Annotated in this window: 30 protein-coding genes; 11 read left to right on the top strand and 19 right to left on the bottom strand. The window is 73.5% G+C overall.

The window, feature by feature from the left end:
* Window positions 1-170: 170 nt before the first annotated feature.
* A complete protein-coding gene (locus tag ACFY00_RS23790; protein ID WP_388033546.1) occupies window positions 171-1,433 on the bottom strand; it encodes an NADH:flavin oxidoreductase/NADH oxidase family protein in 1,263 nt (420 codons plus the stop codon).
* A gap of 90 nt (window positions 1,434-1,523) precedes the next feature.
* Between ACFY00_RS23790 and ACFY00_RS23785 the strand changes: the two genes are divergently transcribed.
* Window positions 1,524-2,147 (top strand): TetR/AcrR family transcriptional regulator, encoded by a 624-nt coding sequence (locus tag ACFY00_RS23785; protein ID WP_388033545.1) that lies wholly within the window; start codon window positions 1,524-1,526, stop codon window positions 2,145-2,147.
* Window positions 2,148-2,190: 43 nt separating this feature from the next.
* Here ACFY00_RS23785 and ACFY00_RS23780 read toward each other — a convergent pair whose 3' ends face one another.
* On the bottom strand, window positions 2,191-2,892 hold the full coding sequence (locus ACFY00_RS23780; protein WP_388033544.1) for a histidine phosphatase family protein: 702 nt from the start codon (window positions 2,890-2,892) through the stop codon (window positions 2,191-2,193).
* A gap of 316 nt (window positions 2,893-3,208) precedes the next feature.
* Between ACFY00_RS23780 and ACFY00_RS23775 the strand changes: the two genes are divergently transcribed.
* From ACFY00_RS23775 to ACFY00_RS23765, 3 genes are all read left to right on the top strand, one after another.
* Window positions 3,209-4,168, top strand: coding sequence for an NAD(P)H-quinone oxidoreductase (locus ACFY00_RS23775; RefSeq protein WP_388033543.1), 960 nt, complete (start codon window positions 3,209-3,211; stop codon window positions 4,166-4,168).
* 77 nt (window positions 4,169-4,245) lie between these two features.
* Window positions 4,246-4,959, top strand: coding sequence for a type 1 glutamine amidotransferase domain-containing protein (locus tag ACFY00_RS23770; protein WP_388033542.1), 714 nt, complete (start codon window positions 4,246-4,248; stop codon window positions 4,957-4,959).
* Between the two features lie 53 nt (window positions 4,960-5,012).
* On the top strand, window positions 5,013-5,135 hold the full coding sequence (locus ACFY00_RS23765) for a hypothetical protein (RefSeq protein WP_388033541.1): 123 nt from the start codon (window positions 5,013-5,015) through the stop codon (window positions 5,133-5,135).
* A 44-nt stretch (window positions 5,136-5,179) separates the two neighbouring features.
* Here ACFY00_RS23765 and ACFY00_RS23760 read toward each other — a convergent pair whose 3' ends face one another.
* The 4 genes from ACFY00_RS23760 to ACFY00_RS23745 all read right to left on the bottom strand — a co-directional run bounded on the left by ACFY00_RS23760 (window position 5,180) and on the right by ACFY00_RS23745 (window position 7,747).
* A complete protein-coding gene (locus ACFY00_RS23760) occupies window positions 5,180-5,464 on the bottom strand; it encodes a DUF6510 family protein (RefSeq protein ID WP_388033540.1) in 285 nt (94 codons plus the stop codon).
* Window positions 5,465-5,497: 33 nt separating this feature from the next.
* Window positions 5,498-6,199 carry an FAD-binding oxidoreductase gene (locus ACFY00_RS23755; RefSeq protein WP_388033539.1) on the bottom strand — a complete coding sequence of 234 codons (702 nt, stop codon included), beginning with the start codon at window positions 6,197-6,199 and terminating at the stop codon, window positions 5,498-5,500.
* Window positions 6,199-6,798 (bottom strand): sulfite oxidase-like oxidoreductase, encoded by a 600-nt coding sequence (locus tag ACFY00_RS23750; RefSeq protein ID WP_388033538.1) that lies wholly within the window; start codon window positions 6,796-6,798, stop codon window positions 6,199-6,201. Before ACFY00_RS23750 ends, ACFY00_RS23755 begins: the two co-directional genes overlap by 1 nt.
* A gap of 247 nt (window positions 6,799-7,045) precedes the next feature.
* Window positions 7,046-7,747 carry a type 1 glutamine amidotransferase domain-containing protein gene (locus ACFY00_RS23745; protein ID WP_388033537.1) on the bottom strand — a complete coding sequence of 234 codons (702 nt, stop codon included), beginning with the start codon at window positions 7,745-7,747 and terminating at the stop codon, window positions 7,046-7,048.
* A gap of 335 nt (window positions 7,748-8,082) precedes the next feature.
* On the opposite strand from ACFY00_RS23745, the gene ACFY00_RS23740 reads away from it, so the two are divergent.
* On the top strand, window positions 8,083-9,057 hold the full coding sequence (locus tag ACFY00_RS23740) for an alpha/beta hydrolase (protein ID WP_388033536.1): 975 nt from the start codon (window positions 8,083-8,085) through the stop codon (window positions 9,055-9,057).
* Between the two features lie 127 nt (window positions 9,058-9,184).
* On the opposite strand, the gene ACFY00_RS23735 is transcribed toward ACFY00_RS23740, so the two are convergent.
* The 3 genes from ACFY00_RS23735 to ACFY00_RS23725 all read right to left on the bottom strand — a co-directional run bounded on the left by ACFY00_RS23735 (window position 9,185) and on the right by ACFY00_RS23725 (window position 12,873).
* A complete protein-coding gene (locus ACFY00_RS23735; protein ID WP_388033535.1) occupies window positions 9,185-10,783 on the bottom strand; it encodes a succinic semialdehyde dehydrogenase in 1,599 nt (532 codons plus the stop codon).
* A 12-nt stretch (window positions 10,784-10,795) separates the two neighbouring features.
* Window positions 10,796-11,719: an acetoacetate decarboxylase family protein gene (locus ACFY00_RS23730; protein ID WP_388033534.1), complete on the bottom strand. Its 924-nt coding sequence runs from the start codon at window positions 11,717-11,719 to the stop codon at window positions 10,796-10,798.
* 410 nt (window positions 11,720-12,129) lie between these two features.
* On the bottom strand, window positions 12,130-12,873 hold the full coding sequence (locus tag ACFY00_RS23725; RefSeq protein ID WP_388033533.1) for a hypothetical protein: 744 nt from the start codon (window positions 12,871-12,873) through the stop codon (window positions 12,130-12,132).
* A gap of 231 nt (window positions 12,874-13,104) precedes the next feature.
* Here ACFY00_RS23725 and ACFY00_RS23720 point away from each other — a divergent pair, with 231 nt between their 5' ends.
* Window positions 13,105-13,659, top strand: coding sequence for a DUF6328 family protein (locus ACFY00_RS23720; RefSeq protein WP_388033532.1), 555 nt, complete (start codon window positions 13,105-13,107; stop codon window positions 13,657-13,659).
* Window positions 13,660-13,726: 67 nt separating this feature from the next.
* On the opposite strand, the gene ACFY00_RS23715 is transcribed toward ACFY00_RS23720, so the two are convergent.
* Window positions 13,727-14,200, bottom strand: a complete 474-nt coding sequence (locus ACFY00_RS23715) for a hemerythrin domain-containing protein (RefSeq protein WP_388033531.1) — start codon at window positions 14,198-14,200, stop codon at window positions 13,727-13,729.
* A 160-nt stretch (window positions 14,201-14,360) separates the two neighbouring features.
* Here ACFY00_RS23715 and ACFY00_RS23710 point away from each other — a divergent pair, with 160 nt between their 5' ends.
* Window positions 14,361-14,636, top strand: a complete 276-nt coding sequence (locus ACFY00_RS23710) for a DUF4235 domain-containing protein (RefSeq protein ID WP_388033530.1) — start codon at window positions 14,361-14,363, stop codon at window positions 14,634-14,636.
* A gap of 95 nt (window positions 14,637-14,731) precedes the next feature.
* Window positions 14,732-14,911: a hypothetical protein gene (locus ACFY00_RS23705; protein WP_285738567.1), complete on the top strand. Its 180-nt coding sequence runs from the start codon at window positions 14,732-14,734 to the stop codon at window positions 14,909-14,911.
* A gap of 53 nt (window positions 14,912-14,964) precedes the next feature.
* On the opposite strand, the gene ACFY00_RS23700 is transcribed toward ACFY00_RS23705, so the two are convergent.
* Window positions 14,965-15,273 (bottom strand): helix-turn-helix transcriptional regulator, encoded by a 309-nt coding sequence (locus tag ACFY00_RS23700; protein ID WP_388033529.1) that lies wholly within the window; start codon window positions 15,271-15,273, stop codon window positions 14,965-14,967.
* Window positions 15,274-15,408: 135 nt separating this feature from the next.
* On the opposite strand from ACFY00_RS23700, the gene ACFY00_RS23695 reads away from it, so the two are divergent.
* Both ACFY00_RS23695 and ACFY00_RS23690 read left to right on the top strand, forming a co-directional pair.
* Window positions 15,409-15,669, top strand: coding sequence for a hypothetical protein (locus ACFY00_RS23695; protein WP_388033528.1), 261 nt, complete (start codon window positions 15,409-15,411; stop codon window positions 15,667-15,669).
* Window positions 15,666-16,130, top strand: a complete 465-nt coding sequence (locus ACFY00_RS23690; protein ID WP_388033527.1) for an STAS domain-containing protein — start codon at window positions 15,666-15,668, stop codon at window positions 16,128-16,130. Before ACFY00_RS23695 ends, ACFY00_RS23690 begins: the two co-directional genes overlap by 4 nt.
* 13 nt (window positions 16,131-16,143) lie before the next feature.
* Here ACFY00_RS23690 and ACFY00_RS23685 read toward each other — a convergent pair whose 3' ends face one another.
* The 8 genes from ACFY00_RS23685 to ACFY00_RS23650 all read right to left on the bottom strand — a co-directional run bounded on the left by ACFY00_RS23685 (window position 16,144) and on the right by ACFY00_RS23650 (window position 23,805).
* Window positions 16,144-16,449, bottom strand: coding sequence for a WhiB family transcriptional regulator (locus ACFY00_RS23685; RefSeq protein WP_285738563.1), 306 nt, complete (start codon window positions 16,447-16,449; stop codon window positions 16,144-16,146).
* A gap of 101 nt (window positions 16,450-16,550) precedes the next feature.
* Window positions 16,551-17,546 carry a TIGR03557 family F420-dependent LLM class oxidoreductase gene (locus ACFY00_RS23680; protein ID WP_388033526.1) on the bottom strand — a complete coding sequence of 332 codons (996 nt, stop codon included), beginning with the start codon at window positions 17,544-17,546 and terminating at the stop codon, window positions 16,551-16,553.
* Complete coding sequence (locus tag ACFY00_RS23675) at window positions 17,546-18,637, bottom strand: YihY/virulence factor BrkB family protein (protein ID WP_388033525.1); 1,092 nt, start codon at window positions 18,635-18,637, stop codon at window positions 17,546-17,548. The genes ACFY00_RS23680 and ACFY00_RS23675 overlap by 1 nt, the downstream gene beginning before the upstream one ends.
* Window positions 18,634-19,878, bottom strand: coding sequence for a cytochrome P450 (locus tag ACFY00_RS23670; RefSeq protein WP_388033524.1), 1,245 nt, complete (start codon window positions 19,876-19,878; stop codon window positions 18,634-18,636). Before ACFY00_RS23670 ends, ACFY00_RS23675 begins: the two co-directional genes overlap by 4 nt.
* A 100-nt stretch (window positions 19,879-19,978) precedes the next feature.
* Window positions 19,979-20,326, bottom strand: a complete 348-nt coding sequence (locus tag ACFY00_RS23665) for an STAS domain-containing protein (RefSeq protein WP_388033523.1) — start codon at window positions 20,324-20,326, stop codon at window positions 19,979-19,981.
* Window positions 20,323-21,369, bottom strand: coding sequence for a B12-binding domain-containing protein (locus ACFY00_RS23660; protein WP_388033522.1), 1,047 nt, complete (start codon window positions 21,367-21,369; stop codon window positions 20,323-20,325). Before ACFY00_RS23660 ends, ACFY00_RS23665 begins: the two co-directional genes overlap by 4 nt.
* A gap of 218 nt (window positions 21,370-21,587) precedes the next feature.
* Window positions 21,588-23,201 carry a PP2C family protein-serine/threonine phosphatase gene (locus ACFY00_RS23655; RefSeq protein WP_388033521.1) on the bottom strand — a complete coding sequence of 538 codons (1,614 nt, stop codon included), beginning with the start codon at window positions 23,199-23,201 and terminating at the stop codon, window positions 21,588-21,590.
* Window positions 23,202-23,400: 199 nt separating this feature from the next.
* Window positions 23,401-23,805 carry an SsgA family sporulation/cell division regulator gene (locus tag ACFY00_RS23650; protein ID WP_388033520.1) on the bottom strand — a complete coding sequence of 135 codons (405 nt, stop codon included), beginning with the start codon at window positions 23,803-23,805 and terminating at the stop codon, window positions 23,401-23,403.
* 242 nt (window positions 23,806-24,047) lie between these two features.
* Between ACFY00_RS23650 and ACFY00_RS23645 the strand changes: the two genes are divergently transcribed.
* Window positions 24,048-24,527, top strand: a complete 480-nt coding sequence (locus ACFY00_RS23645; protein WP_388033519.1) for a Dps family protein — start codon at window positions 24,048-24,050, stop codon at window positions 24,525-24,527.
* The last annotated feature ends 56 nt before the right edge of the window (window positions 24,528-24,583 follow it).

Raw genomic sequence — 24,583 nt, 5'->3', positions numbered from 1 at the left:
TTCTCACCAAACCGGAGGTCACTGCACGGCCCGAACCGCTCCGGCGCCGGAGTACGGAGGCTCCCGCTCCCACTCCCGCAGCTGTGGGTGACCACCGCCCCGCGGAGCTTCCGGACCGCGCAGGGGCCTCGTCCGTTTCGGTCCGGAGCTACTCGTACACGGTGACGGGGCTACCGGGGCCGGTTCCCCACGACGGCCTTCCGCCGCTCGGGCAGCCAGGCGCGGTAGCGCCGCAGCGCCCGTCGCTGCTGGCGCTGCTCCGCGATCAGGGCGACGGCGGGGTGGGTGCCGGGCTTGGGTTCGGCACCACGGGCGATGCGGCGCAGCTGGCGGCGGACCTGCGCCATGCTGGCGGCGGAGGCGAGGGGCTTGTCCTTCCAGGTGACGGGGCGCATCTGCCGGTCGGCTTCGCGGCCGTTCACCCAGCGGTTGGGGAGATCCGGGGTGACGGCGAGGGCGGTGCCCATGCCGACGACGGCGACGCCGTCGGCCAGCACCTGCTCGGCGGTGGCGCGTCGGGTGATGCCGCCGGTGAGCATCAGCGGGACGGGGCTGGTGGCGACCAGGTCCTTGGCCAGTTCCAGGAAGTACGCCTCACGGGCCTGGGTGCGGGTGTCCGCGGCGCGGCCGGTCATCGCGGGGCTCTCGTAGCTGCCGCCGGAGAGTTCGACCAGGTCGATGCCGAGCGGCGCCAGCCATTCGATCACCTGGCGCGCGTCGTCGATGTCGAAGCCACCGCGCTGGAAGTCGGCCGAGTTGATCTTCACGGCGACGGCGAAGGACGGCGCGACCGCGTCACGGACGGCGCGGACGGTGTCCAGCAGCATCCTGGCGCGGTTCTCCAGGGGCCCGCCCCAGGCGTCGGTGCGCGTGTTGACGAGCGGCGAGAGGAACTGCGACAGCAGGTAACCGTGTGCCGCGTGGATCTCCACCCCGTCGAAGCCGGCCTGTTCGGCGCGTGCGGCGGTGACGGCGAAGCGCCGTACGGTGGCGTCGATCTGTTGGGGCGTCATGGCGGTGGGGCGGCCGAAGCGGCCGCTGTGCCTGCCCAGGTCGACGCCGCGGTCGGAGGGCCCCCAGACGACGCCGGGCATGTCGGAGGCGACCTGGCGGCCGGGGTGGTTGATCTGCATCCAGATCGCCCCACCGGCGGACTTGCCGGCCTTGGCCCAGTCGACGAACGGCTGCAGGGGCGCGACCTCGTCCAGGACGATGCCCCCGGGACCGGTCAACGCCTCCGCGTGGACCATGACGTTGCCGGTGATCAGCAGTCCGGTGCCGCCCGCGGCCCACCGCCGGTACAGCCCGATCAGCTGCTCGTCCGGGAGCTGGCCGGCGCCGGCCATGTTCTCCTCCATGGCCGCCTTGGCGATCCGGTTAGCCAGCACCGCGCCGGAGCCGAGATGCAGCGGCGTGAACAGTTCGCCGACCATGCGATTCTTCCTCTTTCATCGACTAAGATGTGTACATCGCTCACATTAGGGCAGCAATGTGGGCGGTGCAAACATTGGAGAGGGTGACCCATGACACAAGCACACGCCTCGTACCACCATGGCGATCTGCGCGCCGCATGCGTGCGCGCCGCCCGGGAGCTCCTGGAGGAGGACGGCAGCGCGGGCCTGTCCCTGCGGGCGGTGGCACGCCGGGCGGGGGTCTCGGCGACCGCTCCCTACCGCCACTACGCGGACCGGGACGCGCTCGTGTCCGCGGTCGCCGCCGAGGGCTACATCGAGCTCGCCGGGCACCTGGCAGCAGCGCATCCCGCGCCGCGCACGCCCGCGGACCTGTCGGCGGTCGCCGTCGCCTACGTCCGATTCGCGCTGGACCGCCCGGCGATGTTCCGGGTGATGTTCGCCGAGCCCTGCGACCCGACGAACGAGGAGCGGGCCGCGGCGACCGCCGCCATGCGGGAGTACGTGCGCGCCATCGTCCACGGCGTCTTCCCCGACTCCGACCCGGAGGCCCTGTCCACCGCGGTGTGGGCCTTCGTCCACGGCCTGGCCTTCCTGTACCTGGACGGAAAGCTCGACGCCTCCTCCCCCGAGACGGTCTCGGCCGAGGTCGACGCCGCGGTCGAGGCGCTGCTCACCGTGGCGCCGACGACGTCCCGACCGGAGTCCGCGCCGGCGGAGCAGGTCACCGCCTAGCCGGCCGCACCTGCGCCCGGGGCCCGGGCGCGGTGCGGCCGCTTCAGCGGTAACTGCGCAGACGGCTCTGCTCGCCGCTGAAGTGGCCGTGCTCGTTGAACGTCAGGAGGCCGGCCCCCGAGGCGCCCACCACCAGGGTGCTGACGAAGGCGCTGACGGTCACGCGGTGCAGCGCGACGACCCCGGCCGGCGGAAGTGACAGCAGCGCGCCGCAGAGCGCGGAGACCGGGCCGGCCGAGGTGACCACCACCGCGTCGCGACCCCGGCCGAGCAAGTCAGCCAACTCGGCGAGCGCGTCTGCCGCCGCCCGCGCGAAATCGGCCCACGACCCGCCGCCCGCCGCGGTGCCGTCCGCCATCCACGCCGACAGCGCGTGATCGATCGACTCCCGGACGGAGGCGGCACCCCGCAGCGGTTCGGCACAGTGGGCCAGCAGTGCGTCGTGGTCGTACTCGTTCCAGCGCGCGTCCTCACGGACGGGCCGGGTGAAGTCGGCGGCCTCGGCGAGCAGCCGAGCGGTGTCGCGCTGGCGGGTCAGGGTGCCCGACACGACGAGCGGGTCACGCAGACCGCGCCGGGCGAGTTCGTGTCCGACGGCAGCGGCCTGGGCGCAACCGAGCCCGGACAGGACGTCGTGGTCCTCGGCACCGGCGGACGCCTGGCCATGGCGGACCAGACAGATCAGGGGCAACGGGGCACTCCCTCGGTCGGGCGCAGCGAATTGTCGAACAGCGGTGCCGTTCAAGGTGGTTGACGGTCACCTGCGGGCGGGCGACCTCGTCCGGGTGGTCGATCCCCGACCCGGACCACCTGTTCCAGGCTGCCGCCGAGCGCGCGCACCCGCTCGGCCGAAGGCCCTTCCCCCGGCACCCCCGCGCGCAGCAGCAGCCCGCAGGGAGCGTCGGCCGCGCCGATGCAGCCATGGCGGCCATGGCGGCCATGGCGTCGACCATAGGCCCGTCGAGCATTGCTCGACAAGAGCCAATGTTGACACTGCACACTCGATGGCACTAATGTATGCAGTGCAAACATTAGCTCGCCCACGCGAACGGACTTGCACCATGAAGGCAATCACGATCAAGGAGTTCGGCGGCCCCGAGGTCCTGGAGTGGACCGACGTCGAGGACCCGACCCCCGCCGCGGGCGAAGTCGTCATCGACGTGGCCGCCACCGCCCTCAACCGGGCCGACATCATGCAGCGCTGGGGTTTGTACCCCCTCGCCCCCGGCACCTCTCCCCTCCCCGGCCTCGAAGTCTCCGGGCGCATCAGCGCGATCGGCGAGGGCGTCACCGACCGGCAGGTCGGCGACGAGGTCTGCGCGCTGCTCAGCGGCGGCGGCTACGCCCAGAAGGTCGCCGTCCCCGCGGGCCAGCTCCTCCCCGTCCCCAAGGGCGTCAGCCTGGTCGAGGCGGCGGCCCTGCCCGAGGCGGTCGCCACCGCCTGGTCCAACCTCGTCATGACCGCCCGCCTCCAGCCCGGCGAGACCCTCCTCGTCCACGGCGGCGCCGGCGGCATCGGCACCACCGCGATCCAGCTCGCCAAGGCCCTGGGGGCCCGCGTCGTCACCACCGTCGGCAGCCCCGAGAAGGCTGCCCGCGCACGGGAGTTGGGCGCCGACGTCACCATCGACTACCGCACCGGGGACTTCGCCGAGCACGGCCCCTACGACGTCATCCTCGACGTCATCGGCGGCGCGTACCTCCAGCGCAACGTCAGCTCCCTCGCCCCGGACGGGCGCTTGGTCGTCATCGGCCTGCAGGACGGCCTCGAGGCCCCGCTCAACCTCGCCGAGCTCGTCTTCAAGCGCGCCTCCGTCCACGGCACCACCCTGCGCACCCGCACCGCCGCCGACAAGGCCGCGATCATCGCCGAGGTCCACGAAGCGGTCTGGCCCCTGATCGAGGACGGCACCGTCAGCGTCGTCGTCGACCGCGTCCTCCCGCTCGCCGACGCCGCCGAGGCGCACCGCCTCATGGAGGCCGGTGGGCACACCGGCAAGATCGTCCTCGTCAACGGCTGACGCCTGGACGACGACCACGGCGGAATCACCCCGGCCCTCTCCGGGGCCGTCCGGAACGAGACCCGAGGAGCCGACCCATGACCAAGCGCGTCCTGAACGTCGTGACCAACGTCGCCCACTACGACGACCCGTCCCATCCCACCGGACTGTGGCTGTCCGAACTCACCCACGCCTGGCACGTCTTCGAGCGGCACGGATTCGAGCAGACGCTCGTCAGCCCCGCAGGCGGTGCGGTGCCCCTGGAACCGCGGTCACTGAAGTTCCCGAACCTCGACCGGACCGCGAGGGCCTGGTACACCGACCCGGCGCGAATGGCGCTGCTGGAGCGCACGGCCGGCCCCGAGGAGATCGACGCGTCGGACTTCGACGCGATCTACTTCACCGGCGGGCACGCCGTCATGTACGACTTCCGCGACAACGAGGGCCTTCAGCGGATCACCCGGGAGATCTTCGAGCGGGGAGGGGTCGTCTCCTCGGTCTGCCACGGCTACTGCGGGCTGCTGAACACCAAGCTCTCCGACGGCACCCACCTGGTCGCCGGTCGCAAGGTCACCGGATTCAGCTGGCGCGAGGAGGTCCTGGCACGGGTCGCCGAGTTCGTGCCCTACAACCCGGAGGAGGAGATGAAGAAGCGCGGCGCCCTGTACGAGAAGGCCAGGCTGCCGTTCGTCCCCTACGCCGTGGTGGACGGCAACCTCGTCACCGGCCAGAACCCCGGATCCGCCAAGGAGACCGCGAAGAAGGTCGCCGCCCGACTGCTGGAGGCCCCCGGCCCCACGGCGGCGACGTGACCCGCGGCCGGGCGGAAGGCGTCGGGGGCGGATTCGGGCGCGCTCACCACCAGTTGTTCGTCAACCTCAGCCAGGCCGGGCTCTCCGGCTTCCACGTCATGCTGCTGTGCGCGTTCACGGGCATCGCGTGCTCCCTCATGCGCGAGACCAAGGGCACCCACCTGAAGGACGCCTGACGGGGAGACCGGTCCGGGGAATCAGCCTGCGGTCGCTCCGCTGCTCACGGTGCGGCGTGCGGAAGGCCGAAGCGGAAGGCCCCCGCTCCGCTGCCCAGTTGAAGCCACAGGTACTCGGGCTGGGTGACGACGCGCAGGGCGACGGCCGCGCAGCCGGGGCACCGGGCGGTCAACCCCGGCTCGGGCCCGTAGACGTGCAACTGGGCCACGGTCGCCGGGAGGCGACAGGACGGGCACAGGCGCCAAGCCGTGGTCGGGTCGATCGTGAAGATCTCCCCGAGCGGGCCGGCCAGGGCGTTGCCGTCGAGGTACAGGGGGTGCTCGTTCATGGGCCTGGCTCCTTGCCGTGCAGCGCGGGCGGGTCAGCCGAAGCGTTCGGTGCGGATCTGGTCGGGTGTGTAGCCGTTGGTGAGCAGGAGGATGGCGGCGTGCTCCACGAATCCGGTCGGTCCGCAGACGAAGCACCGGGTCGCCGCGGTGGCCTGCAGGTCCCGCAGGTCGAGCTTCGTCATGCGTCCCGCGGGACGTTCCGATCCGTCCGGCGCGCGGCGGGTGTAGAGACGTCGGACGTCGACGGAGTGGGCCGCGGCGTCGAGTTCCGCCGGGTACCAGACTTCGTCCGGCTCGCGGACGGAGTAGAGGAGCGTGCAGGGCTCGTCCGAGGCGGCGGCGAGGCGTGCGCGCAGCATCGCCATCAGCGGCACGATGCCGGCGCCGCCGGCGACCAGCAGGAGCGGGCCGGGTTCCTGAGGGGTCCACACGAACCAGCCCCCCAGCGGTCCTTTGACCTCGACGTCGGCGCCCACGGGGAGGTCGTCGGCCAGGTACGGGGAGACCTCGCCCCCGAACGCCGCCTGGACTCCCAGCTCGATGGTGCCGGCGTCGGCGGGGGCCGCCAGCGAGTAGCTCCGGACGGCCTGGTAGCCGTCCGCCGCGGTGAGCCGGACGTCGACGTGCTGGCCGGGGAGGTGTCCGGGCCATCGCGGGACCTCGAACTTCAGGGTGCGGCCGGTCGCCGTCTGTTCGGTCCGCTCGATCAGGCGGGCCCGTCGCCACCCGCGCATCAGTCGCTCCAGTAGCGCTGCTCGCGCCACGGGTCGCCGTAGTCGTGGTAGCCCGCCGACTCCCAGAACCCGGGTTCGTTCTCCGGGGTGAGGATCAGGCCCTTGGCCCACTTCGCCGACTTCCAGAAGTAGAGGTGCGGGATCACGAGCCGGGCCGGGCCGCCGTGGTCCGGGGAGAGCGGGTAACCGTCGAAGGAGTGAGCCAGCCACGCCTTGCCGTCGGTCACGTCCTCCAGCGGGAGGTTGGCGGTGTAACCGTCGAAGGACTCGACGACGACGAAATCGGCGGTGGTCTCGACCGCGTCGAGGAGGACGTCGAGGGAGACACCGCGCCAGCGGGTGTCGAACTTCGACCACCGGGTCACGCAGTGGATGTCGACGGTGGGCTCCTCCTGCGGCAGGGCCATCATCTGGTCCCACGTCCAGGTTCGGGTCTCCCCCACCTCGGTGGTCACGGTGAACGACCACCTGTCGGTGGGGATGCGGGGAGTGGGCCCGGCGGACAGGACAGGAAAGTCCTCGGTCGGGTACTGACCCGGCGGCAGCCGGCTCTCGATCGTGCGGGCCTTCCCTCGGAAGCCCGGTGACAGGCTGCCCATGGGCTCGCTCCTCTCGCTCGGAGGCGGACTCCCGCCCGCGCTGTCGCCGTCCCCGGACGGGCCCGGACGAGGGGCCCGTGGCCGGCACCGTGTCGGCGGCTTCCCATCCACTCGAGGGAGGCCTCCGATCCACGCTTCCTGGGGGCTGTGCGCCGTGTCCGCGTGCAATCCATGCTCCCTGCGCACCGCGTGCCTGCAACCCGGCGCGCAACCCGGAACCCCGAGCGGGCGTGAGAGGACGCCCGGTTCAGTCGGCCAGGTCGGACACCATGCGATGGGCGAGTTGCTTGGCCGACCCGGGGTTCTGCCCGGTGTAGAGCGTGCGGTCGACCTCGATGTGCGGCAGGAGCGGGAACGTACCCTTGGCGTAGTGCGCGCCGCTCTCGCGCAGCCGGTCCTCCAGGAACCAGGGGGCCTTGCGACCGAAGCTGTTCAGCTTCTCCTCGATGTTGGACAGCGCGGTGATCCGGTACCCCGCGAAGGGCCAGGAGCCGTCGTCGTTCCTGGCGGCGAGCAGCGCCGCAGGACCGTGGCACAGCAGGCCCAGCGGCCGTCCGGAGGCCAGTTGCTCGGCAAGGAGCGCTCCTGACACCTCGTCGCGGGCGAGGTCTTCCATGGGCCCGTGGCCGCCGGGGTAGAAGACCAGGTCGAAGTCGCCGGGATCCACGTCACTGAGCGGGGCCGGGCTGTCCAGCGCGTCCTGGATGGTGGCGAGGTAGTCGGAAACCTCACGGAGGGTGCCCGGGAGTCCGGCGGTGCGGCCCATGCTGATCTTGTCCAGTGTGGGACGCTTCCCGCCGGGGGTCGCGATCGTGATCCCCCAACCGGCCTCGCTGAAGATCTTGTGCGGCACCGCCAGTTCCTCACCCCAGTAGCCCGTGGGGTGTTTCGTCCCGTCCTTCAGCGTCCAGTGGTCGGCCGCCGTCACGACGAAGAGGACTCGGGTCATGTTCTCGCCTTTCCTGAGGACGGCGGGGCTCTCCTTCCGGTCGGCTGCCGTCACGTCCCGTTCGTCTCGATCTTCAGCGCTGCCGCGAGTGCCTGCCCGGCCCGGGTGCGGCGGATTCGCCCGGTAGAGGGGCAGGGGTGCGAATGGTGGCGCTGTGTCCGTTGCCGAGCACCCGGTCGTTCTGCCTGCTCGGCGCAGTCCGTGACGGGTTGCGCATTGTGCACGGGCCCTGAGGATGGAGAAGGGGAGTTGGCCTGGGGGTGGGTCCATCAGCTGCGGCCGCCGAGGCCGCAGAACGGGCACTCGTGCGCCCGGAGAGATCACAGGGAGTGAACATGTCCGAGCTTCCCCCGCCGATCACGCCTTACCTCGAGCCTGCGGCGAAGGAGCTGTGCGAGGCGACCGATCCGCATCCGCGGATCTACGAGGTCCCGCCGGAGCAGGGCCGGGACATCCTGCTGGGCCTGCAGACCGGGCCGGACGTGCCGCGACCGGAGGTCGACGAGGAGTGGGTGGAGGTGGACGCCGGTGAATGGGGCACCGTCCGCACCCGCATCATCCGCCCGAAAGGGGCCGAGGGCGCGCTGCCCGTCGTGTTCTACATCCACGGCGCCGGCTGGGTGTTCGGCGACGACAAGACCCACGACCGGCTCTTTCGCGAACTCGCCGTCGGCGCCGGGGCCGCGGGGGTCTTCCCCGTCTACGACCGCGCGCCGGAGGCGAAGTACCCGACCCAGGTCGAGCAGAACTACGCGGTCGGCCGGTGGGTGCTCGAGCACGGTGCGGAGCACGGCCTGGACACTTCCCGGATCGCCGTGACCGGCGAATCGGTCGGCGGCTGCATGTCCGCCGTCTTCGCGCTGATGAACAAGGAGCGCGGCGGCATCGACCTCAAGGCCCAGGTGCTGCTCTACCCGGTGACCAACGCCGACTTCGACACCCCGTCCTACCTGCAGTTCGCCGAGGGCTACTACCTCACCCGCGACGGCATGAAGTGGTTCTGGGACGCCTACACCACCGACCCCGCCCAGCGCGCCGAGCACCACGCCTCACCCCTGCAGGCCACCCTCGAACAGCTCAAGGGCCTGCCGACCACCCTCGTCATCACCGACGAGGCCGACGTCCTGCGCGACGAGGGCGAGCAGTACGCCAACAAGCTCCGCGAGGCCGGCGTCGACGTCACCTCCGTCCGCGTGGCCGGCATGGTCCACGACTTCCTCCTCCTGGACAGCCTCCGCGACACCCGCGCCGCCAACGTCGCCCGGAAGCTCGCCGTCGACGCCCTCACGACAGCGCTCCACAGCGAGTAACCGATCGATCTCCCCCGGGACGTCGCTCGCGCCGACCGGCCGCGAGAGCGAGTCGGCCCGGTGGTCCTGCTTCCTCCCGTGCGCGGGACACGGCCGACGGCGGTGTCCCGCGCACGGGCCTCGGGGGTCAGCGGAAGCCGGCCGCCTTCATGATCTTGATGGTGCCGGTCAGCAGGGTCGCCCAGGCCCGGGGGCTGATCCGGGCGGGCGGGTAGAAGCCCTGGAGGCGCTGGTGGGCGACGGTCTGGGCCTCGGTGTACTTGAGGATGCCCTCGGCGCCGTGGCGGCGGCCGAGTCCGGAGTCGCCCATGCCGCCCATCGGCGCGTCGACGCTTCCCCAGGCTGCGGCGAAGGCCTCGTTGACATTGACGGTCCCGGCGTGGACGCGGGCGGCGACCGCCCGGCCGAGGGCCCCGTTGCGGGTCCAGACGCTCGCGTTGAGGCCGTAGGGCGTGGCGTTGGCCCGCGCGATCGCCTCCTCGACGTGGCGGAAGGCGTAGATCGAGACGACCGGGCCGAAGGTCTCCTGGTCGTGGACCGTCATGTCGGGGGTGACGTCGGTGAGGATCGTCGGCTCGTAGAAGAGCGGGCCGAGGTCGGGGCGGGCCCGGCCGCCGGCGAGGACGGTGGCGCCCTTGGCGAGGGCGTCGTCGACGTGCTCGGTGACGGTCTTCAGCTGCGACGGGGTGGTCAGGGAGCCGACGTCGACGCCGTAGTCGTACGCGGCGCCGATCTTGAGCTTCTTCGTGCGGGCGACGAAGGCCTCGACGAACCTGTCGCGGATCGACTCCGCCACGTACAGGCGCTCGACGGAGACGCACAGCTGCCCGGCCGAGGGGAAGCACGCGTTGACCGCGCCGGCTGCGGCCTTCTCGATGTCCGCGTCCTCCAGGACGATCATCGGGTTCTTGCCGCCGAGCTCCAGGGAGGCCCCGATCAGGCGGCGACCCGCGTCGCTCGCGATCTGCCGACCGCTGGCGGTGGAGCCGGTGAACATCATGTAGTCGGCGTTGTCCATCAGCGCGCCGCCGATGGAACTGCCGCGGCCGACCACGATCTGCCACACGTCGGTCGGCAGTCCCGCCTCGTACATGAGGTCGAGCGACCACAGCGCGGTCAGCGCGGTCTGCGTGTCGGGCTTCTGCACGACGGCGTTGCCCGCCATGAGCGCGGCGATGGCGTCGCTGGCGGCCATGCTCAGCGGGTAGTTCCACGGCGAGATCACCGTGACGACGCCTTTGGGGTGGCGCAGCTCGGTGGTGCGGGTGAGCAGCGGGATCGCGCCGCGGCGGCGCTTGGGGCTCAGGTGCTTGGCAGCGGTGCGCGCGTAGTAGCGGGAGACGATGCCGATGTCGAGGACTTCGAGGAACGCGTCGCGGCGGGTCTTGCCGTTCTCGGCCTGCATGAGGTCGAGGACCTCCTCCTGGCGGGCCAGGACGAGGTCGTGGAAGCGCAGCAGGATCCGCTTGCGTTCCGCGATGGGCACGGCGGCCCAGGTGGCCTGGGCGGCCCGGGCGCGGACGAACGCCTCCTCGACGTCGTCGGGGGTGGAGACCCGGAAGTCGCCGAGGAGGGTGCCGGAGTAGGGGGCGCTGGTGGTGACCCGGGTCGCGTCCGCTGCGGCCGTGACTCGCGAGGTCAGTCGCTTGAGGAGAGCCGGGGTGATGGTGGCGGGCAGGGCCCGGCCGCCGGTGGCGGTGGGGCGAGCGGCGTGGGTGCTGGCCATGGCGAGTGCTCCTTACTCGAACCGGCGCGGGACCGAGGTGGGCACCGGCATATGGAGGGCGAGCTGGCCTTCGGTCATCACGTCGAACTGGACGGTCCGCATCGGCCGCAGGGAGCGCAGGTCGTCGGACATCCGGCCCTCGCCGAGCTGGAGATCGACGCCGCGCGGGGAACGCGTCGTCCCGGAGTTCAGCACGTTGGTCTGGCTCAGGGTGGAGTGCCAGGTGCCGTTGATCTGCGTGTAGGAGGTGAGGGAGCTGACGCGGTCGCCGCTGGCGTGGGCGGTCTGCTTCGGGGTGGGCGCCTGGAGGGCAAGATCGAGGCCGCCGGCGTCGTTGGCGACGCGGGCGGTGGTGCGGTGGTCGCCGATCTCGACGTCGAGTCCGGTGACCCACTTGGGGAAGCCGTAGCCGTCGTGACCGCGGACCTGGGCGATCTCGGTGCTGACCGGCAGGGACAGCACGTAGGAGTCGAGGTGCTCGTTCTTCAGTCCGGTGACGAGGTCGAAGAACCCGAGCCTCCCGTGGCGCGCGGGCTTCACCGCGATGCCGACGGCGGCTTCGGTGTAGAAGTCGATGTCGCAGACGTCGTAGCGGAAGAACATCACCGAGACCAGGCCCAGGCCCGGGGCGATCTCCAACGGCCTGAGCTCCCTCGGCAACCGGCTCCGGATCGCGCGGGAGGGCGCGAGCATGGTGATCCGGGCGGTCGAGATCGCGTAGTAGAAGTTCGGGGTGAGGGTCGGGCCGATCGGCGAGTCGACCTTGGTCTTGGGCAGCTGCCGGAAGAACTCCACACCGCCGACCCGGGGGTCGCGCGCGATCGCGTCCAGATCCGGGTCCATCCGGTACCGGTCGTACAGACCCCCCTTGGGGACCGTGACCGCACGGCCACCCAGGTCCACCTTGACGGTGCCGTGGTTCTGCGCCGAAGACATGTCCCGGCTCCCCACTAGTCATGTAAGCGGTGTACACATCACTATAGGATGCGATGTGAGCACCGTCAACAAGTGCGTGCGGGGTTTCTGCGCAACCCGGGCCCCCGGAGGAACACCCGATCCGCCGCACCGCCGCCCAGGGCCTGGAGAAGTGGCGGGTCCTGCACGCCGTCCGCCCGATGGACCCGCAGCGCGGTCCGATGAGGCGGTCGGTCCCGATCGTGACGGGTCCGCCGCCGATGACGAGGAAGTCGGCGTTGACGAAGGTGCGGTCGCCGATGACGAGGCGCGTCCCGTGGTCGATGCCGATGGGGGCCGGAAGTCGATGCCCTCGCCGGCGGGCGAACGTCTGCCCGGGCTGCGGCGGGGCGTGGCCCCCTTTCGGCGGCGTTCCGGGTCGGGACGCCGGGCTACTTGTCGAGGACGCCCACGGCGTGGGCGATGACGAGCAGGGAGGTGATGAGCGCGGCGATGCTCTCGATCGCCATCAGGGCCTTGGCCCGGGTGGACAGCGGCATGGTGTCGGTGGGGCTGAAGGCGGTGGAGTTGGTCACCGAGACGTACAGGTAGTCCATCAGGGTGGGCACCCAGTCGCTGGTGCGGGAGGAGCCGTCGGCGACCTCCTCGATGGCGTCGTCGTTCTCGTCCTGGGAGAACCGGAAGTCGGCGAGCGGCAGTTCGGAGCGTTCCGCCTGGGTGCGCATCACCGGGCCGCCGCGGTCGAGCTCCCAGAACGCCAGGCCGAAGACGATGATGCCGGTGGCCCACACCTGGAGCGCGGCGAGCAGCAGCGGGCCGCCCTGCTGGGCCTTGCTGGTGACCATGGCGTTGACCAGCAGGCCGAGCGAGACGAGGTTGCTGATGCCGATGAGGGCGACCAGGGTCAGCGACACGATCCGGGAGAAGCGGTTCTGCCGGGTCATCCGGCGCGGGTTGACCGCGATCAGCGGGACCAGCAGCAGCAGTTCCAGGCCGGGCAGGACGAAGCGCGGGACGAACAGCAGCTGCTCCGGCAGCACCAGGTAGAGCAGCACGGCCGTCAGGGTGGCGAGCACCGCGGGCAGCCGGGCCTCGCCGCGCCGCTCGTGGCGCGGGAAGCGCTGCAGCGCCTTGACGCGGTGGTCGTTGACGCGCCGTTGCTTCGCAGGGTCCATGGACGGGTCCTCCGGGTCGGAGCGGGTGGCACAGCGCCTGCCCGTTCGTCCCGTTCCCACTCCCCGGGCGCCGGTCGGCCCGGGCCCCCACCGGCATGGGCGCGGCCGGGCCGGGCAACCGGGGGCGGAGGGCGACACGGGCCGCGGACGGCTCCCGCCCGCGGCCCCCGGGCGGACGGAGAATCGGCGGCGGGGGCGGCACGATCCGGTACGACGAGCGAAAGGACCCCCGTGGACGACTCTGCGCAGTCCGGAGGCGGCCCCGGCCGTGACGAGAGCCCGCAGGAGCGGGCGGACCGGCAGTGGGACGAGATGCTGCAGGAGGTGCGGGTCGCGCAGACCGGGGCGCAGATCCTGTTCGGCTTCCTGCTGAGCGTGGCCTTCACCCCGCGCTTCGCCTCGCTCGACGGCTTCGACAAGGGCCTGTACACGGTCACCGTCGTCCTGGGCGCCTGCGCGACCGCCTCGCTGATCGCGCCGGTCTCCTTCCACCGGCTGCTGGCCGGGCACGACCTGAAGCCGGTGCTGGTGCGCACCGGCTCCCGCCTGATCGGGCTGGGCCTGACGCTGCTCGCCCTCACCATCGGCTGCGCCCTGTTGCTGCTGCTGCGCACCGCGACCGGCAACGCCGCACTCGCCGCGACGGTGTCGGCCTGCGCCGTCGCCTACTTCGCGGTCACCTGGCTGGTGCTGCCGTTCCTGCTGCTGCGCCACGAGGAGCGCCGCCAGGAGGAGCACCGCGACGAGGAGGACCGCCACGGGCAGCGCGGCCGCGGCGGGCGGTGAACGGCCGCAGCCCCCGCAGCCGGGCGGGACTGCGGGGGCCGGGCGACTGCGGGGCGCCGGGCGGTGGTCACTTCGCGGCGCTGGGCACCTTCAGCGGGTCGCGGGTGGCGGTCTCCTTGGCCGCCGCCAGGCGCTCGCCGAGTTCGAGGAGGCGGTTGCGCCCCATGGCCTTGCGGACCTCGGGGAACCAGTCCCGCTCCTCCTCCTCGACGTGGTGGCGGACGTTCTCCATCAGTACCGTCATCTTGGCGTCGAACCGCTCGTCCTGCGGGTCGAGGCCGGCCAGTTCGGCCAGCATCCACACCACGACGTGGTGTTCCTCGACGCTCTCCAGCACGTGGTCGGCGGTCTCCGGGGCGGCTTCGCGTGCGGCCGGGTAGAAGACCTCCTCCTCGATGACGGCGTGGACGGTCAGCTCCTCGATCACCTGGTCGGCGATCCGGCGCTTGGTCTCGAAGGCCCGGTCACCGGCCTTCTCGAACTCCTTGAAGAGCTTCTCGACCGTCTTGTGGTCTTCCTTCAGCAGCACGATCGCGTCCATCGGGCCTCCTGGTCCGGGATGGGGTGGGACGGCCCTCGGCTACCCGGAACGGGCCGGGGCAACCGGGTTCGTTTCGCGGCGGGGCGGTCGGGCAGCCGCGTGGGCGTCCCGGCGCCCCCGCGCCGGCACTCACGGCCACGGTCACGGCGGAGGAGGTCCGATGAAGGCGGCAGCGGTGGTGTACAAGCCGGTCGGCATGGTGGTGGGGGCGCTGGGCGGGGTGCTGGCCGGGGCGGTGTTCAAGCGGGTGTGGCAGCGGGTCGCGCACGAGGACGACGCGCCGGACGCGACCGACGAGGAGCGCGGCTGGCGGGAGGTGCTGCTGGCCGCCGCGCTCCAGGGCGCGGTGTTCGCCCTGGTGAAGGCGGCCCTGGACCGGTCGGGCGCGGTCGCCTGGCGGCGGGTGACGGGCGTGTGGCCCACCGGCCGGGGTTGAGCGCGCCGACCGGGTTCACCCGGTCGGCGCGGTGTGGCCGTGCTGGTCGGGGGTAGCCGCCCGGTGTCCCGACGGAGTGCAGGAGAGGAGCAGCCATGACCACGCAGGACGGCAAGGACCGGGCCGCCGAGGAGGCGCCCGGGGAGAGCGTGCGCGAGCGTTCGGCCGAGGAGCGCGAGATCACCGCGCCGACCCCGGCCGACGTACGGGCCAAGGCCCGGACCGGGGGCGACGAGGAGCCCGAGCCCCCGGCGGCGGACACCCAGGCCCCCTGACGCCCGCCGCAGTGCTGCCCTGACTCCCGCCGCCCCGGTCCGCGCGGCGGGGGTCAGGGCGTGTCCGGCGGCGGGGTGAGGAGGGCCGAGAGGAGTTCGGCGATGGTGGGCCCGGCGTCGGCGGGATGGCGCAGTTGGCCGTCGATGACGTGGTAGTGGTTGGTGCGGCCGTGGCGCTCGTGGGAGAGGTACCCGGCTTCCTCCAGGTCGGAGATGATGCGCTGCACGGCCCGTTCGGTGAGCAGGCAGCGGGTGGCTATGTCGCGGACCCGGATGCCCGGGTCGCGGTAGATCTGGATCAGGACCCTGGCGTGGTTGGTCAGGAAGGTCCACTGGCGGCTGGGTTCGGCAGTTCTCTCCACCCCCCCAGGATATGTACTGCAGTTCACGACTTGTAACTCATGACATAATTTTCGTGTATTCATTGACGCATGTCGTGTGTGCAGGGACAGTGGAACGTGCCGGCTCCCCCGCACCGGCCGCTTGGAGGCGATGTCGTGGAGGTCCCGACCCGGGCCCGGCTGGAGCACCTCACCGAGGTCCTGACGGCCGGCAGCGGCGCCGTCGAAACCCTGCCGCCGCAACTGCGGTACGCGATCACCGGGGTGAGCGCCTACCTGACGGCCCTCGACGAGGGCGCCCCGGCCACCGGCCACCTGCACGGCAACGCCCTGGCGCTGTGGGAGACCCTGCGCGCGGCGGTCGACTCCCCCGCCCTGCCCCCGCCCCGGACCGCCCCCGCAGGCGCTGCACGGTGACGGGGCGCCGCGGGCGGGCGGTCGTGGTGCGCACCCCCGACCTGCGGATCGAGACCCGCCGCACCGGCGGCACCGTCCGGTGCGCACTGATCGGTGCCCTGCACCAGGACAACCAGCAGGTGTTCGCGCTGGCCCTGCGGGACGGCCTGCGGAAGCGCCCGGCCAGGCTGTCGGTGGACCTGCGGGCGGTGGACCTGTTCACCTCGTCCGCCCTGAACACCCTGCTGCGCACCGGGTACGAGGCCCGCGCCCTCGGGGTGGCGCTGGCCCTGGACTCCCCCTCGCACTGCGTGCGCCGGTTCCTGGAGGTCACCCGGTCCGCGCCGTACCTGCCGGTCGAGGACAGCGCCCCGGCCCGGGCCCGGCGGCGCGCACCGCGAAGACCCCCGGGAACGCCGAGGGCCGACCGGGTTCCGGTCGGCCCTTCGCGTGGCGGCGCCCTCAGGCGGCCCTGGGCATGAGCAGGGCCCTCGGTCAGGCGGCCCTGGGCATGACCTCCTCGGAGGAGCGGCGCACCAGCAGGGCGCGCCGCTCGTCCTCGGTCAGGCCGCCCCAGACGCCGTAGGGCTCGCGGGTGGCGAGGGCGTGCCGTCGGCACTCCAGGCGGACGGGGCAGCCGGCGCAGACCCGCTTGGCGGCCTCCTCGCGCTGCCTGGCCTCGGCGCGGCCCTCGTTCGCGGGGCGGAAGAAGACCTCGCTGCCGACGGTGCGGCAGGAGCCTTCGAGCTGCCAGTCCCAGTGGTGCGTCTGAGCGCCGGGGAGACGGGAGACCATGGTCACGGCGGTGCCTTCCGAACGGAGGGAATCGAACAACCGCCGTCTAACCGCCCCGTCGCAGGTCATGCACCCCGGCTGCCTCCGTTCCGGACCAACGGCCCGGATCAGCGGCCGGAGTCGGTGGGGGCGTCCTCGAGGCCGCCCTCGGCGTCCTTCAGGGCGGGCAGCACCCGCGTCCGGTAGGCCTCGAAGAAGGCGTCCTGGTCCGGGCCGATCTGCCCGACGTACACCTCGTCGAAGCCGGCCCGCGGGTAGGCGCGGACCGCCGCGAGGTGCGCGTCGACGTCGTCGCCGCAGACCACCACGTCGGCGACCATCTCGCGGGTGACGAGGGAGCTGGCCTGCTCGAAGTGGGCCGGGGTGGGGAGCAGTTGGGCGAGTTCGCCGGGGAGCAGTTCGGTGGGCCAGCGGCGGTGCACCTCGTCGATCGCCGCCTCCCGGTCGGCGCTCCAGCAGACCTTCAGCCCGCCGACCACCTTGCCGGTGCCGCCCGCGTCGCGGAAGGCGGCGACCAGGTCGGCGTCGGGCTGCATGGTGACGAAGCCGTCGCCGATCCGGGCGGCCGTGGCGGCGGCCTTGGGGCCGAACCCGGAGACCAGGATCGGCAGCCGGCCGCGGGGCGCGGTGTAGAGACGGGCGTTGTCGACGGTGTAGTTCGGGCCGCGGTGGCTGACCTGGCGGCCGGTGAACAGCTCGCGCATCACCTCGACGGCCTCCTCCAGCATCTCGGCGCGCTCCTCGAAGGAGGGCCACCGGTCGCCGAGGACGTGCTCGTTGAGCGCCTCGCCGGTGCCCACGCCGAGGGTGAAGCGGCCGTCCAGCAGGACGCTGGAGGTGGCCGCGGCCTGGGCGGTGACCGCCGGGTGCAGGCGGACGGTGGGGCAGGTCACCAGGGTGGTGACGGGCAGGTCGACGGTCTGCGAGAGCGCGCCGATCACCGACCAGACGAAGGCGCTGTTGCCCTGCGCCTCGTTCCACGGGTGGAAGTGGTCGGAGATCGCCAGCCGGGTGAACCCGGCCTCCCGGGCCCGTTCGGCCTGGCGGATCAGCTCCTGCGGGGTGAACTCCTCGCAGGACAGGAAGTACCCGTACTCGGTCATCACTGCTCCTCGTCTCGGTTCGTCCCGACCTCCGGCGGCACCGTCTCCCCCTCGGGCCACTTGCGGGTGTCGCGCGGCGGCACGTACGGCTCCTCGTCGGGCGGCAGTCCGCCCTCGACGGCCCGCTCGCGGGCGAGCTCGGCGTCGAACTCCAGGCCCAGCAGGATCGCCAGGTTGGACAGCCACAGCCACACCAGGAAGACGATCACCCCGGCGAGGGTGCCGTAGGTGCGGTTGTAGGAAGCGAAGTTGGCGACGTACGCGGCGAACCCGCCGGAGAGCAGCAGCCAGAGCAGGACGGCCAGCAGGCTGCCCGGGGAGACCCAGCGCCAGCCGCGTCCGCGCACGTTGGGGGCCGCCCAGTACAGCACTGCGATCATGACGCAGACCAGCAGCACCAGGACCGGCCACTTGGCGATCGACCAGACCGTCACGGCGGTGGCGCCCAGCCCGAGGACGTCTCCGGCGCGCTGGGCCACCGGGCCGGTGAAGACCACGATCACGGCGCTGGCCAGCAGCAGCACCATCATCAGCAGGGTCAGGCCGACCCGCAGCGGGGTGAGCTTCCACACCGGGCGGCCCTCGCGGATGTCGTAGACCGCGTTGGAGGCCCGGATGAACGCGGCGACGTAGCCCGAGGCCGACCACAGCGCGCCCAGCAGGCCGATCACGGCCAGCACCCCGCTGGTGCCGCGCCCGTCCTGGAGTTGCTCGACGGTGGAGCGCAGCGCGTCCCGGGCCGGGCCGGGGGCGAGCTGCTGCAGGTTGTCCAGCACCGTGTCGGTCGCCGAGCGCCCGAGCAGCCCGAGCACGGAGACCAGCACCAGCAGCGCCGGGAAGACCGCCAGCACCCCGTAGTAGGTCAACGCGGCGGCCCGGTCCGGCAGCTCGTCGTCCAGGAACTCCTTCGCGGTGCGCCGCAGCACCGCGAGCCAGCCGCGGGCCGGCACGTCCTGCGGCCCCTCCGGGGCGAGGCTGCTCCCGGCCCGGCGGCGCCCGTCCTGCTCCTGCTGTTCCTGCTGTTCCTGCCGCGACACCCGCGTCCCCTCCCGTTCGTCCTGGTGGTCGTCCTGCCGTCCGTACGCGCTCATCCGGCCCGGACCGCCTCGATCACGAAGCCGCTGTTCGGCCGGGCGATCATCCGGCCGAGCGGGACGGACAGGTCCTGCGCGGGCAGCACGTACTCCAGCCGGGCCACGCGCACCGACAGGTCCTCCAGCAGCCCGACCACCACGGCCTCGCCCGGGCAACGGTGCCCGGTGGCCGGGTCGCCGCCGCCCTGCGGGACCAACTGCCCGACGTCCTCCGGGCGTTCGAGGAAGCGCTCGGGGCGGAAGGCGTACGGGTCGGGCCACAGCTCCGGGTCGTGGTTCTGCCCGTACAGGTCGAGCAGCACGGTGGTGCCCGCGGCGATCGGCTCGCCCCGGTGGGTCAGGTCGGCGGCGGCCCGGCCGCCGACGAACGGGGCGAACGGGTAGAAGCGGCGCACCTCCTGGGCGAAGGCCCGCGCGTAGGCCGGGTCGCCGGTGGCCAGCGCCTCGCGGGTCTGCGGCCAGCGGTGGGTGGCGTGGGCGGCGAAGGCGACGAACCAGCAGACCGCGACGGTGGGGCGGACCAGGTTGAGCACCTCGACGGCCGCGACCCGGGGCTCCAGCAGCTCGCCGTCCGCGTCCCGGTGCAGCGCCACCCGCTCGACCGGGCAGTCGGCCGGGAGCGGGGCGCTGCCGTCCCGCACCCCCTCGACGATCCCGGCGATCCAGGCCTCCCGGCGGCGCCGGGCCAGCCGTCCGCGCCAGTGCCGCGGGCCGGGGGTGGCGAAGCCGTCGACCATCGCGACCAGGTCCGCGGCGAGCGGGCCGACGCCGTCCGCGGGCAGCGGCAGGCCCGCCCAGCGGCGGACGCCCTCGGTGAGGACCTCGGCCGCCGCGTCCAGCAGCACCACCCGGGGCCGCCCCGCCCAGTCGTCCACCGCGGCGTCCCACGCCGCGCCGACCTCGTCGACCAGGGCGCGGACCCGGACCGGGTCGGCCAGCAGCGACAGGAACATCGCCTTGCGCAGCCGGTGCACCGGGCCGTCCAGGGAGTGCACGGCGCCGTGTCCGAAGAGCGTGCTCCTCACCGGCTCGGGCAGCGCGCCCGCGCGGGTGACGTGCCGTTCGTCGTAGAAGAAGCGGACGGCCTCCGGCCCGTGCAGGGCGACCGCGGGGCGGCCCGCCAGCCTGGTCCGGACCACCGAGCCGGGGTGGCGTCGGCGCAGGTCGGGCAGCCACGCGTAGCCGCGCGCCAGCAGTGGGAGGGTACTGTCCCACCGGGGGTGGTGTCGTCGGTCCATGGCCGTCGGCTGCCCCGGCCCGGGAATCGGAAACGACCTCCGTCCGGCCCGTCACCCGGACGGCAGCGCTGGTCGGGGGCCCGGCGGGGGCGGGGGCGGCTCAGTCCGGCCGGTCGGCGAGCAGGTAGCCGGCGGTGCCGGTGAGGCGCAGCAGGCGGTCCAGGTGGGCGGGGCGGCGGTCGAGCCGCAGGCGGCCCCCGGCCGCGTCGACGTCCCGGCGGATCTGGAGCAGCGCGGACAGGCCCATCGAGTCGCACAGCGACATGCCCGCGCAGTCCAGCCGCAGCACCTCGACCGGCGGCCGGGCGGCGAGCCGGACGGTCACCGCCCGGACGAGCTCCTCGCAGCTCTCGTGGTCGAGCTCGCCCTCCACCGGGACGGTGACCGTACGGGGCCCGGACCCCGGCGCGGGCTCAGCACCGGGCCCGGGCGCGGGGCGGGCGCTCACGCGGCGCCACCCGCCGACAGGGCGGCCGTCAGGACGGCGACGCTGCGCGGCAGGTCGCGCAACTGCTCGCGCAGCACGGTCAGCGCGAAGGCCAGCAGGGCGTCCGGGACGCCGCGGGCCTCCAGGACCTCCCTGGTCCAGTCGGTGAACGCGGTGAACAGCTCCGGGTCGCCGGTGTAGAGGGTGACGGCCAGGTGCTCGACGATGTGGCCCAGGTCGTCGAGGGTGTGCGCGCGCTGGAGCGGGGTGTAGGAGCGGGCGGCCGGGTGCTCCCGCTCCAGGGCCGCCATCACGGCGCCCACCAGCTCGCGGGAGCTCCGGCTGACCAGGGTGTACTCCTGGTCAGCGAGGTGCGGGAGGTCGTCGACCGGCTGGTGCGGGGTGGTGGGCAGCGGCAGCCCCCGGGCGAGGCGCTCGGCCGCGGCGCGGGCGTCCGGTGCCCAGGCGTCGGCCCCGAGCAGCCGGGCGTACCGGCCGTCCGGGCCGAACGCGGCGCCCCCGGCGATCACCGGCACGCCCGCGGCCTGGGCGGCGGTGACGGCCGCGTGCGCGGCGGGCAGCCGGGTCGACAGCGAGGCGGACAGGGCCAGCGCGTCGGGGGCGGTGCGGTGCAGGTGGGCGATCAGGTGGGGGGTGGGGCACTGGGCGCCGAGGTGGTCCACCCGCCAGCCGCGCAGCACCAGCACCTCGGTCAGCAGCCGGGCCGGGAAGGCGTGCCACTCGCCGTCGACGCAGGCCACCGCGATCCGGCCGCGGTCCGGCCGGCGGGCCGCGACGGCGGCGAACGCGGGATGGCCCGCGACCAGCGCCACCACCCGCTCGTTGACGGCGGTGGCGGCGTGCTCCTGGATCACGGTCAGCCGGTCGGCCGCCCACTCCCGGCCGACCCGCGCCTGCAACCCGCCGATCACGTCGATCAGCAGCGCCTCCGGCTCCAGGCCCGCCTCCAGCGCCCCCGTCGCCAGGGCCGCGGCCCTGGCCTGGTCACCGCCGGTGACGGCCTCCCAGAGCTGCTCGGTGAGGGCGGGCACCGGCACGGGCACGGGCGCTGCGGGGGCGGGCGCCGCCGGGGTCGGGGCCGAAAGCGGAGCGGTCCCGACCCGGGTCACAGCTGGAGCGGGCGCAGCCGATGCGGGGGCGGGCGGAGCCACCACCGGGGCGGGCCCGGCCCCTGGCGCCCCCTGGGCCGGGAGCGGCGCGGTTCCACCCCGGACGGCGGCCCGGGGCGCTGCGGCGGGGGCGAGGGGTGGGGTGTCGGTGCTCATGTCGTGTCTCCTCGCCGTTCGGCGACCACGGGCAGGTGGCCGTGCGGGGGTGCGGCGATGACCATGACCGCCATGTCGTCGTGCCGACCGCCGCGCAGCCACTGCGCGGCGAGCATCTGGACGCGCTCCACGATCGCCTCCGCGGGCAGGCCCGCGCACTGGGCGAGGGCCTGGCGGAGCCGGTGCTCGCCGAACTGTTCGCGGCCGGTGGGGCCGCCCATGGCCTCGGTGATGCCGTCGCTGTAGAGGACGCACGCCTCGCCGGGTTCGAGCAGGACGGTGTCGGTGCGGGTGGTGGCCTCCGGCAGGACGCCGACGATGGTGCCGAGGGTGGTGGAGTCGGTGACCCGGCCGTCGGCCCTGAGCACCAGCGGCGCGGGGTGCCCGGCGGCCGACAGCCGGACCCGGACCCGGTCGTCCTCGCGGCGCACCGAGGCGAGGACCAGGCTGACGAAGCGGGTGTGGTGGGAGGTGAGCAACGCCCGGTTGAGCAGGCTCAGCACCCGCCCGTGGTCGTCGGCGAGCGGCAGCAGCGCGTGCAGCGTGTTGCGGACCTTGCCGGTCATCACGGCGGCCTCCAGGCCCTTGCCGCTGACGTCGCCGAGCAGGGCGAGCGTCTCGCCGCCCGGCTCGGCGGCGGGGTGGACGTCGTAGAAGTCGCCGCCGATCCGGTCGCGGTCGACGGAGGCCCGGTAGCCGCCCGCGTAGTCCACCCCGTCGAGGTGTTCGAGCCGGGGCGGGAGGAGTTCGCGCATCAGCAGGTCGGTGACGGCGGCCTGCTCGGAGTACATGACGGCTGCGGAGACGGCCGCGCCAGCCCGGGTGGCGAACAGCCGGGCGAAGGCCTCCTCCTCGGTGGCGAACGGGCCGCGGCCCGCCGCGCGCAGCAGCACCAGCGCCCCGGCGGGGACGCCGTGCCCGGGCAGCGGGGTGACCAGCACCGAGCCGACCCGGCCGAACCCGGCGGGCCGCAGCCAGTGCGGGACGGCGTCCGGGTCGATCCAGCGCGAGGGCACCGGCGGGAAGCCCTGCAGCGCCTCGGCCAGGCCGGGCACCTCCGCGGGGTCGGCCCGCACCTGGACGTGCGCCGGGTCGCCGCCGCGCAGGCAGGTGACCAGGCGCAGGGCCCGTCCGCCGGGGGCGACCACCACGGCGGCGTCGGCCAGGTGCAGCGCGGCCTGGCGGGCGACCGTCTCCAGGATCCGGTCGACGTTCAGCGAGGAGAGCAGCAGGCCGGACAGCCGGGTCAGCAGTTCCCAGTCGCAGGCGCCGTCCGCGGCGGCCCGCGGCAGCAGGCCCGGGCAGCCCTCGGGGGTGACCAGCCACCACACCGTGCTGCCGTCGGACCGGGGCGCGGGGTGCGCCTCGACCGGGCCCGCGACGGGGTGGGCGTGCCGGACGGGGCCCGGCCGGGCGCCGTCGGCCGCGAGGTCCAGGTGGGCCCGGCGCAGCCAGGGCGGCACGCCCTCGCCGGCCGGATCGGCCAGCAGGCGGCGGGCGCTGGGGCTGGAGTGCAGCAGGGCGCCGTCGGGGCCGAGCACCACCACCGGGTAGGGGGCGGCGTCGAGGAACTCCCGGCCGGTGGTGGCCGCGGGGGAAGAAGATGCCATCGTTCGGGCCCTGACGGGTCCTCACCTCGCAATTCGGTTTCCGCCGCCCGGTCGGGCCCGTGGGCCACCGCAGTCGGCGGGTTTGGCGCGAACTGCCGGTTCCCGCGGGCGGGTCCGACGGGCCGCACCCGAACCGCCATGGTACCGCCGACCGCGGGGAACCCTGCCGCAGGTAGGTCCGGGAACGGCCCGCGGCAGGTCAGGCCAGCAGGCGGGCGAGGTCGAGGTCGAGGTCGAGGTGGGCGGACTCGCTGCCGGGGGGCACCTGGGCGAAGGTGTCGGCGAGGAACGCGTCGACGGTCTCGGCAGGGGCGCTGATCACCGCGCGGTCGCCGCGGCTGCCGAGGGTGACCAGGACCTTGCCGCCCGGGCCCGGGGCGACCCGCACGTCGCCCTCGCCGCTGGGGGTGCGGCGGCCCTCGGCGAGCAGGTCGCGGCCGAACCACCAGACGATGTCCTGGTCGCCGGGGCGGCGGGGCGGGAAGGCCAGCCCGACGCCGTAGGGCAGGGCCGGGTCGAAGCGCAGTTGTCCCGCGACCGGGGTGTGGGGGTAGGGGCTCTCCGGGAGGGTGACGGAGATCGGCCTGGACACGGCGACGGGCATGTGGGGTCCCCTGTTCCTGATGCGTGCTGGTGTGCCGGTGGCGTGCCTGCGGGGGCGGCCCGGCCCGGGTGCGGGACCGAACGGCCGGGGCTGCGTCCGCGCGGCTACCCGACCGCGCGCGGTCCACGCGGGAGTTGCCAAACCGTTATCCGGGGGCGCGGGCGGGTTTCCGGCCGGCAGCGTCGGGCAGCCGAGGGACGGTCGGCGTTCGCCGACCGTCCCCGACGTGGAGAGGAACGACGATGGACATCGCCACCGGCAGCCCGCTGGACGCGACCGACCGCGACACCGCCGGGGAGGCACTGCAGGGCGCCCTGGTCGATCTCGTGGACCTGTCGCTGATCGGCAAGCAGGCGCACTGGAACCTGTACGGCCCCCGGTTCCGCTCCGTCCACCTGCAGTTGGACGAGGTGGTGGCCACCGCCCGCGACTTCGCCGACCAGGTGGCGGAGCGGGCGGCCGCGATCGGCGTCAGCCCGGACGGGCGGGCCGCGACCGTCGCGGCGGGCGGCCTGCCCGGAGTACCCTCGGGCTGGCAGGCCGACACCGCGGTCGTCGAGCAGTTGGTGGGGGCGCTCGCGGCGGTGGTCGGCCGGATGCGTGAACGGATCGCGAAGACCGGCGAAGCCGACCCCGTGACCCAGGACCTGCTGATCACGGTGACCGCGGCGCTCGAGAAGCACGCCTGGATGTTCCGGGCCGAGCACGTGGACCGACGCTGAGCTGCGGCTTTCCCGCTGCGGCACGGCGCCGAAAAATTCTTCGGCCGCCGCTGCAT

The organism is Kitasatospora sp. NPDC001540, assembly GCF_042894345.1.
GTDB lineage: Bacteria > Actinomycetota > Actinomycetes > Streptomycetales > Streptomycetaceae > Kitasatospora > Kitasatospora phosalacinea_C.
The sequence above is the reverse complement of the archived record's forward strand: the minus strand, read 5'-3'. Positions and strand labels throughout refer to the sequence as shown.

Bases quoted from the DNA above. Each gene is read 5' to 3' on its own strand.
- ACFY00_RS23790 (WP_388033546.1), bottom strand. From the start codon at position 1,433: ATGGTCGGCGAACTGTTCACGCCGCTGCATCTCGGCTCCGGCGCGGTG.
- ACFY00_RS23785 (WP_388033545.1), top strand. From the start codon at position 1,524: ATGACACAAGCACACGCCTCGTACCACCATGGCGATCTGCGCGCCGCA.
- ACFY00_RS23775 (WP_388033543.1), top strand. From the start codon at position 3,209: ATGAAGGCAATCACGATCAAGGAGTTCGGCGGCCCCGAGGTCCTGGAG.
- ACFY00_RS23770 (WP_388033542.1), top strand. From the start codon at position 4,246: ATGACCAAGCGCGTCCTGAACGTCGTGACCAACGTCGCCCACTACGAC.
- ACFY00_RS23760 (WP_388033540.1), bottom strand. From the start codon at position 5,464: ATGAACGAGCACCCCCTGTACCTCGACGGCAACGCCCTGGCCGGCCCG.
- ACFY00_RS23755 (WP_388033539.1), bottom strand. From the start codon at position 6,199: ATGCGCGGGTGGCGACGGGCCCGCCTGATCGAGCGGACCGAACAGACG.
- ACFY00_RS23750 (WP_388033538.1), bottom strand. From the start codon at position 6,798: ATGGGCAGCCTGTCACCGGGCTTCCGAGGGAAGGCCCGCACGATCGAG.
- ACFY00_RS23745 (WP_388033537.1), bottom strand. From the start codon at position 7,747: ATGACCCGAGTCCTCTTCGTCGTGACGGCGGCCGACCACTGGACGCTG.
- ACFY00_RS23740 (WP_388033536.1), top strand. From the start codon at position 8,083: ATGTCCGAGCTTCCCCCGCCGATCACGCCTTACCTCGAGCCTGCGGCG.
- ACFY00_RS23735 (WP_388033535.1), bottom strand. From the start codon at position 10,783: ATGGCCAGCACCCACGCCGCTCGCCCCACCGCCACCGGCGGCCGGGCC.
- ACFY00_RS23730 (WP_388033534.1), bottom strand. From the start codon at position 11,719: ATGTCTTCGGCGCAGAACCACGGCACCGTCAAGGTGGACCTGGGTGGC.
- ACFY00_RS23725 (WP_388033533.1), bottom strand. From the start codon at position 12,873: ATGGACCCTGCGAAGCAACGGCGCGTCAACGACCACCGCGTCAAGGCG.
- ACFY00_RS23715 (WP_388033531.1), bottom strand. From the start codon at position 14,200: ATGGACGCGATCGTGCTGCTGAAGGAAGACCACAAGACGGTCGAGAAG.
- ACFY00_RS23710 (WP_388033530.1), top strand. From the start codon at position 14,361: ATGAAGGCGGCAGCGGTGGTGTACAAGCCGGTCGGCATGGTGGTGGGG.
- ACFY00_RS23705 (WP_285738567.1), top strand. From the start codon at position 14,732: ATGACCACGCAGGACGGCAAGGACCGGGCCGCCGAGGAGGCGCCCGGG.
- ACFY00_RS23680 (WP_388033526.1), bottom strand. From the start codon at position 17,546: ATGACCGAGTACGGGTACTTCCTGTCCTGCGAGGAGTTCACCCCGCAG.
- ACFY00_RS23675 (WP_388033525.1), bottom strand. From the start codon at position 18,637: ATGAGCGCGTACGGACGGCAGGACGACCACCAGGACGAACGGGAGGGG.
- ACFY00_RS23670 (WP_388033524.1), bottom strand. From the start codon at position 19,878: ATGGACCGACGACACCACCCCCGGTGGGACAGTACCCTCCCACTGCTG.
- ACFY00_RS23655 (WP_388033521.1), bottom strand. From the start codon at position 23,201: ATGGCATCTTCTTCCCCCGCGGCCACCACCGGCCGGGAGTTCCTCGAC.
- ACFY00_RS23650 (WP_388033520.1), bottom strand. From the start codon at position 23,805: ATGCCCGTCGCCGTGTCCAGGCCGATCTCCGTCACCCTCCCGGAGAGC.
- ACFY00_RS23645 (WP_388033519.1), top strand. From the start codon at position 24,048: ATGGACATCGCCACCGGCAGCCCGCTGGACGCGACCGACCGCGACACC.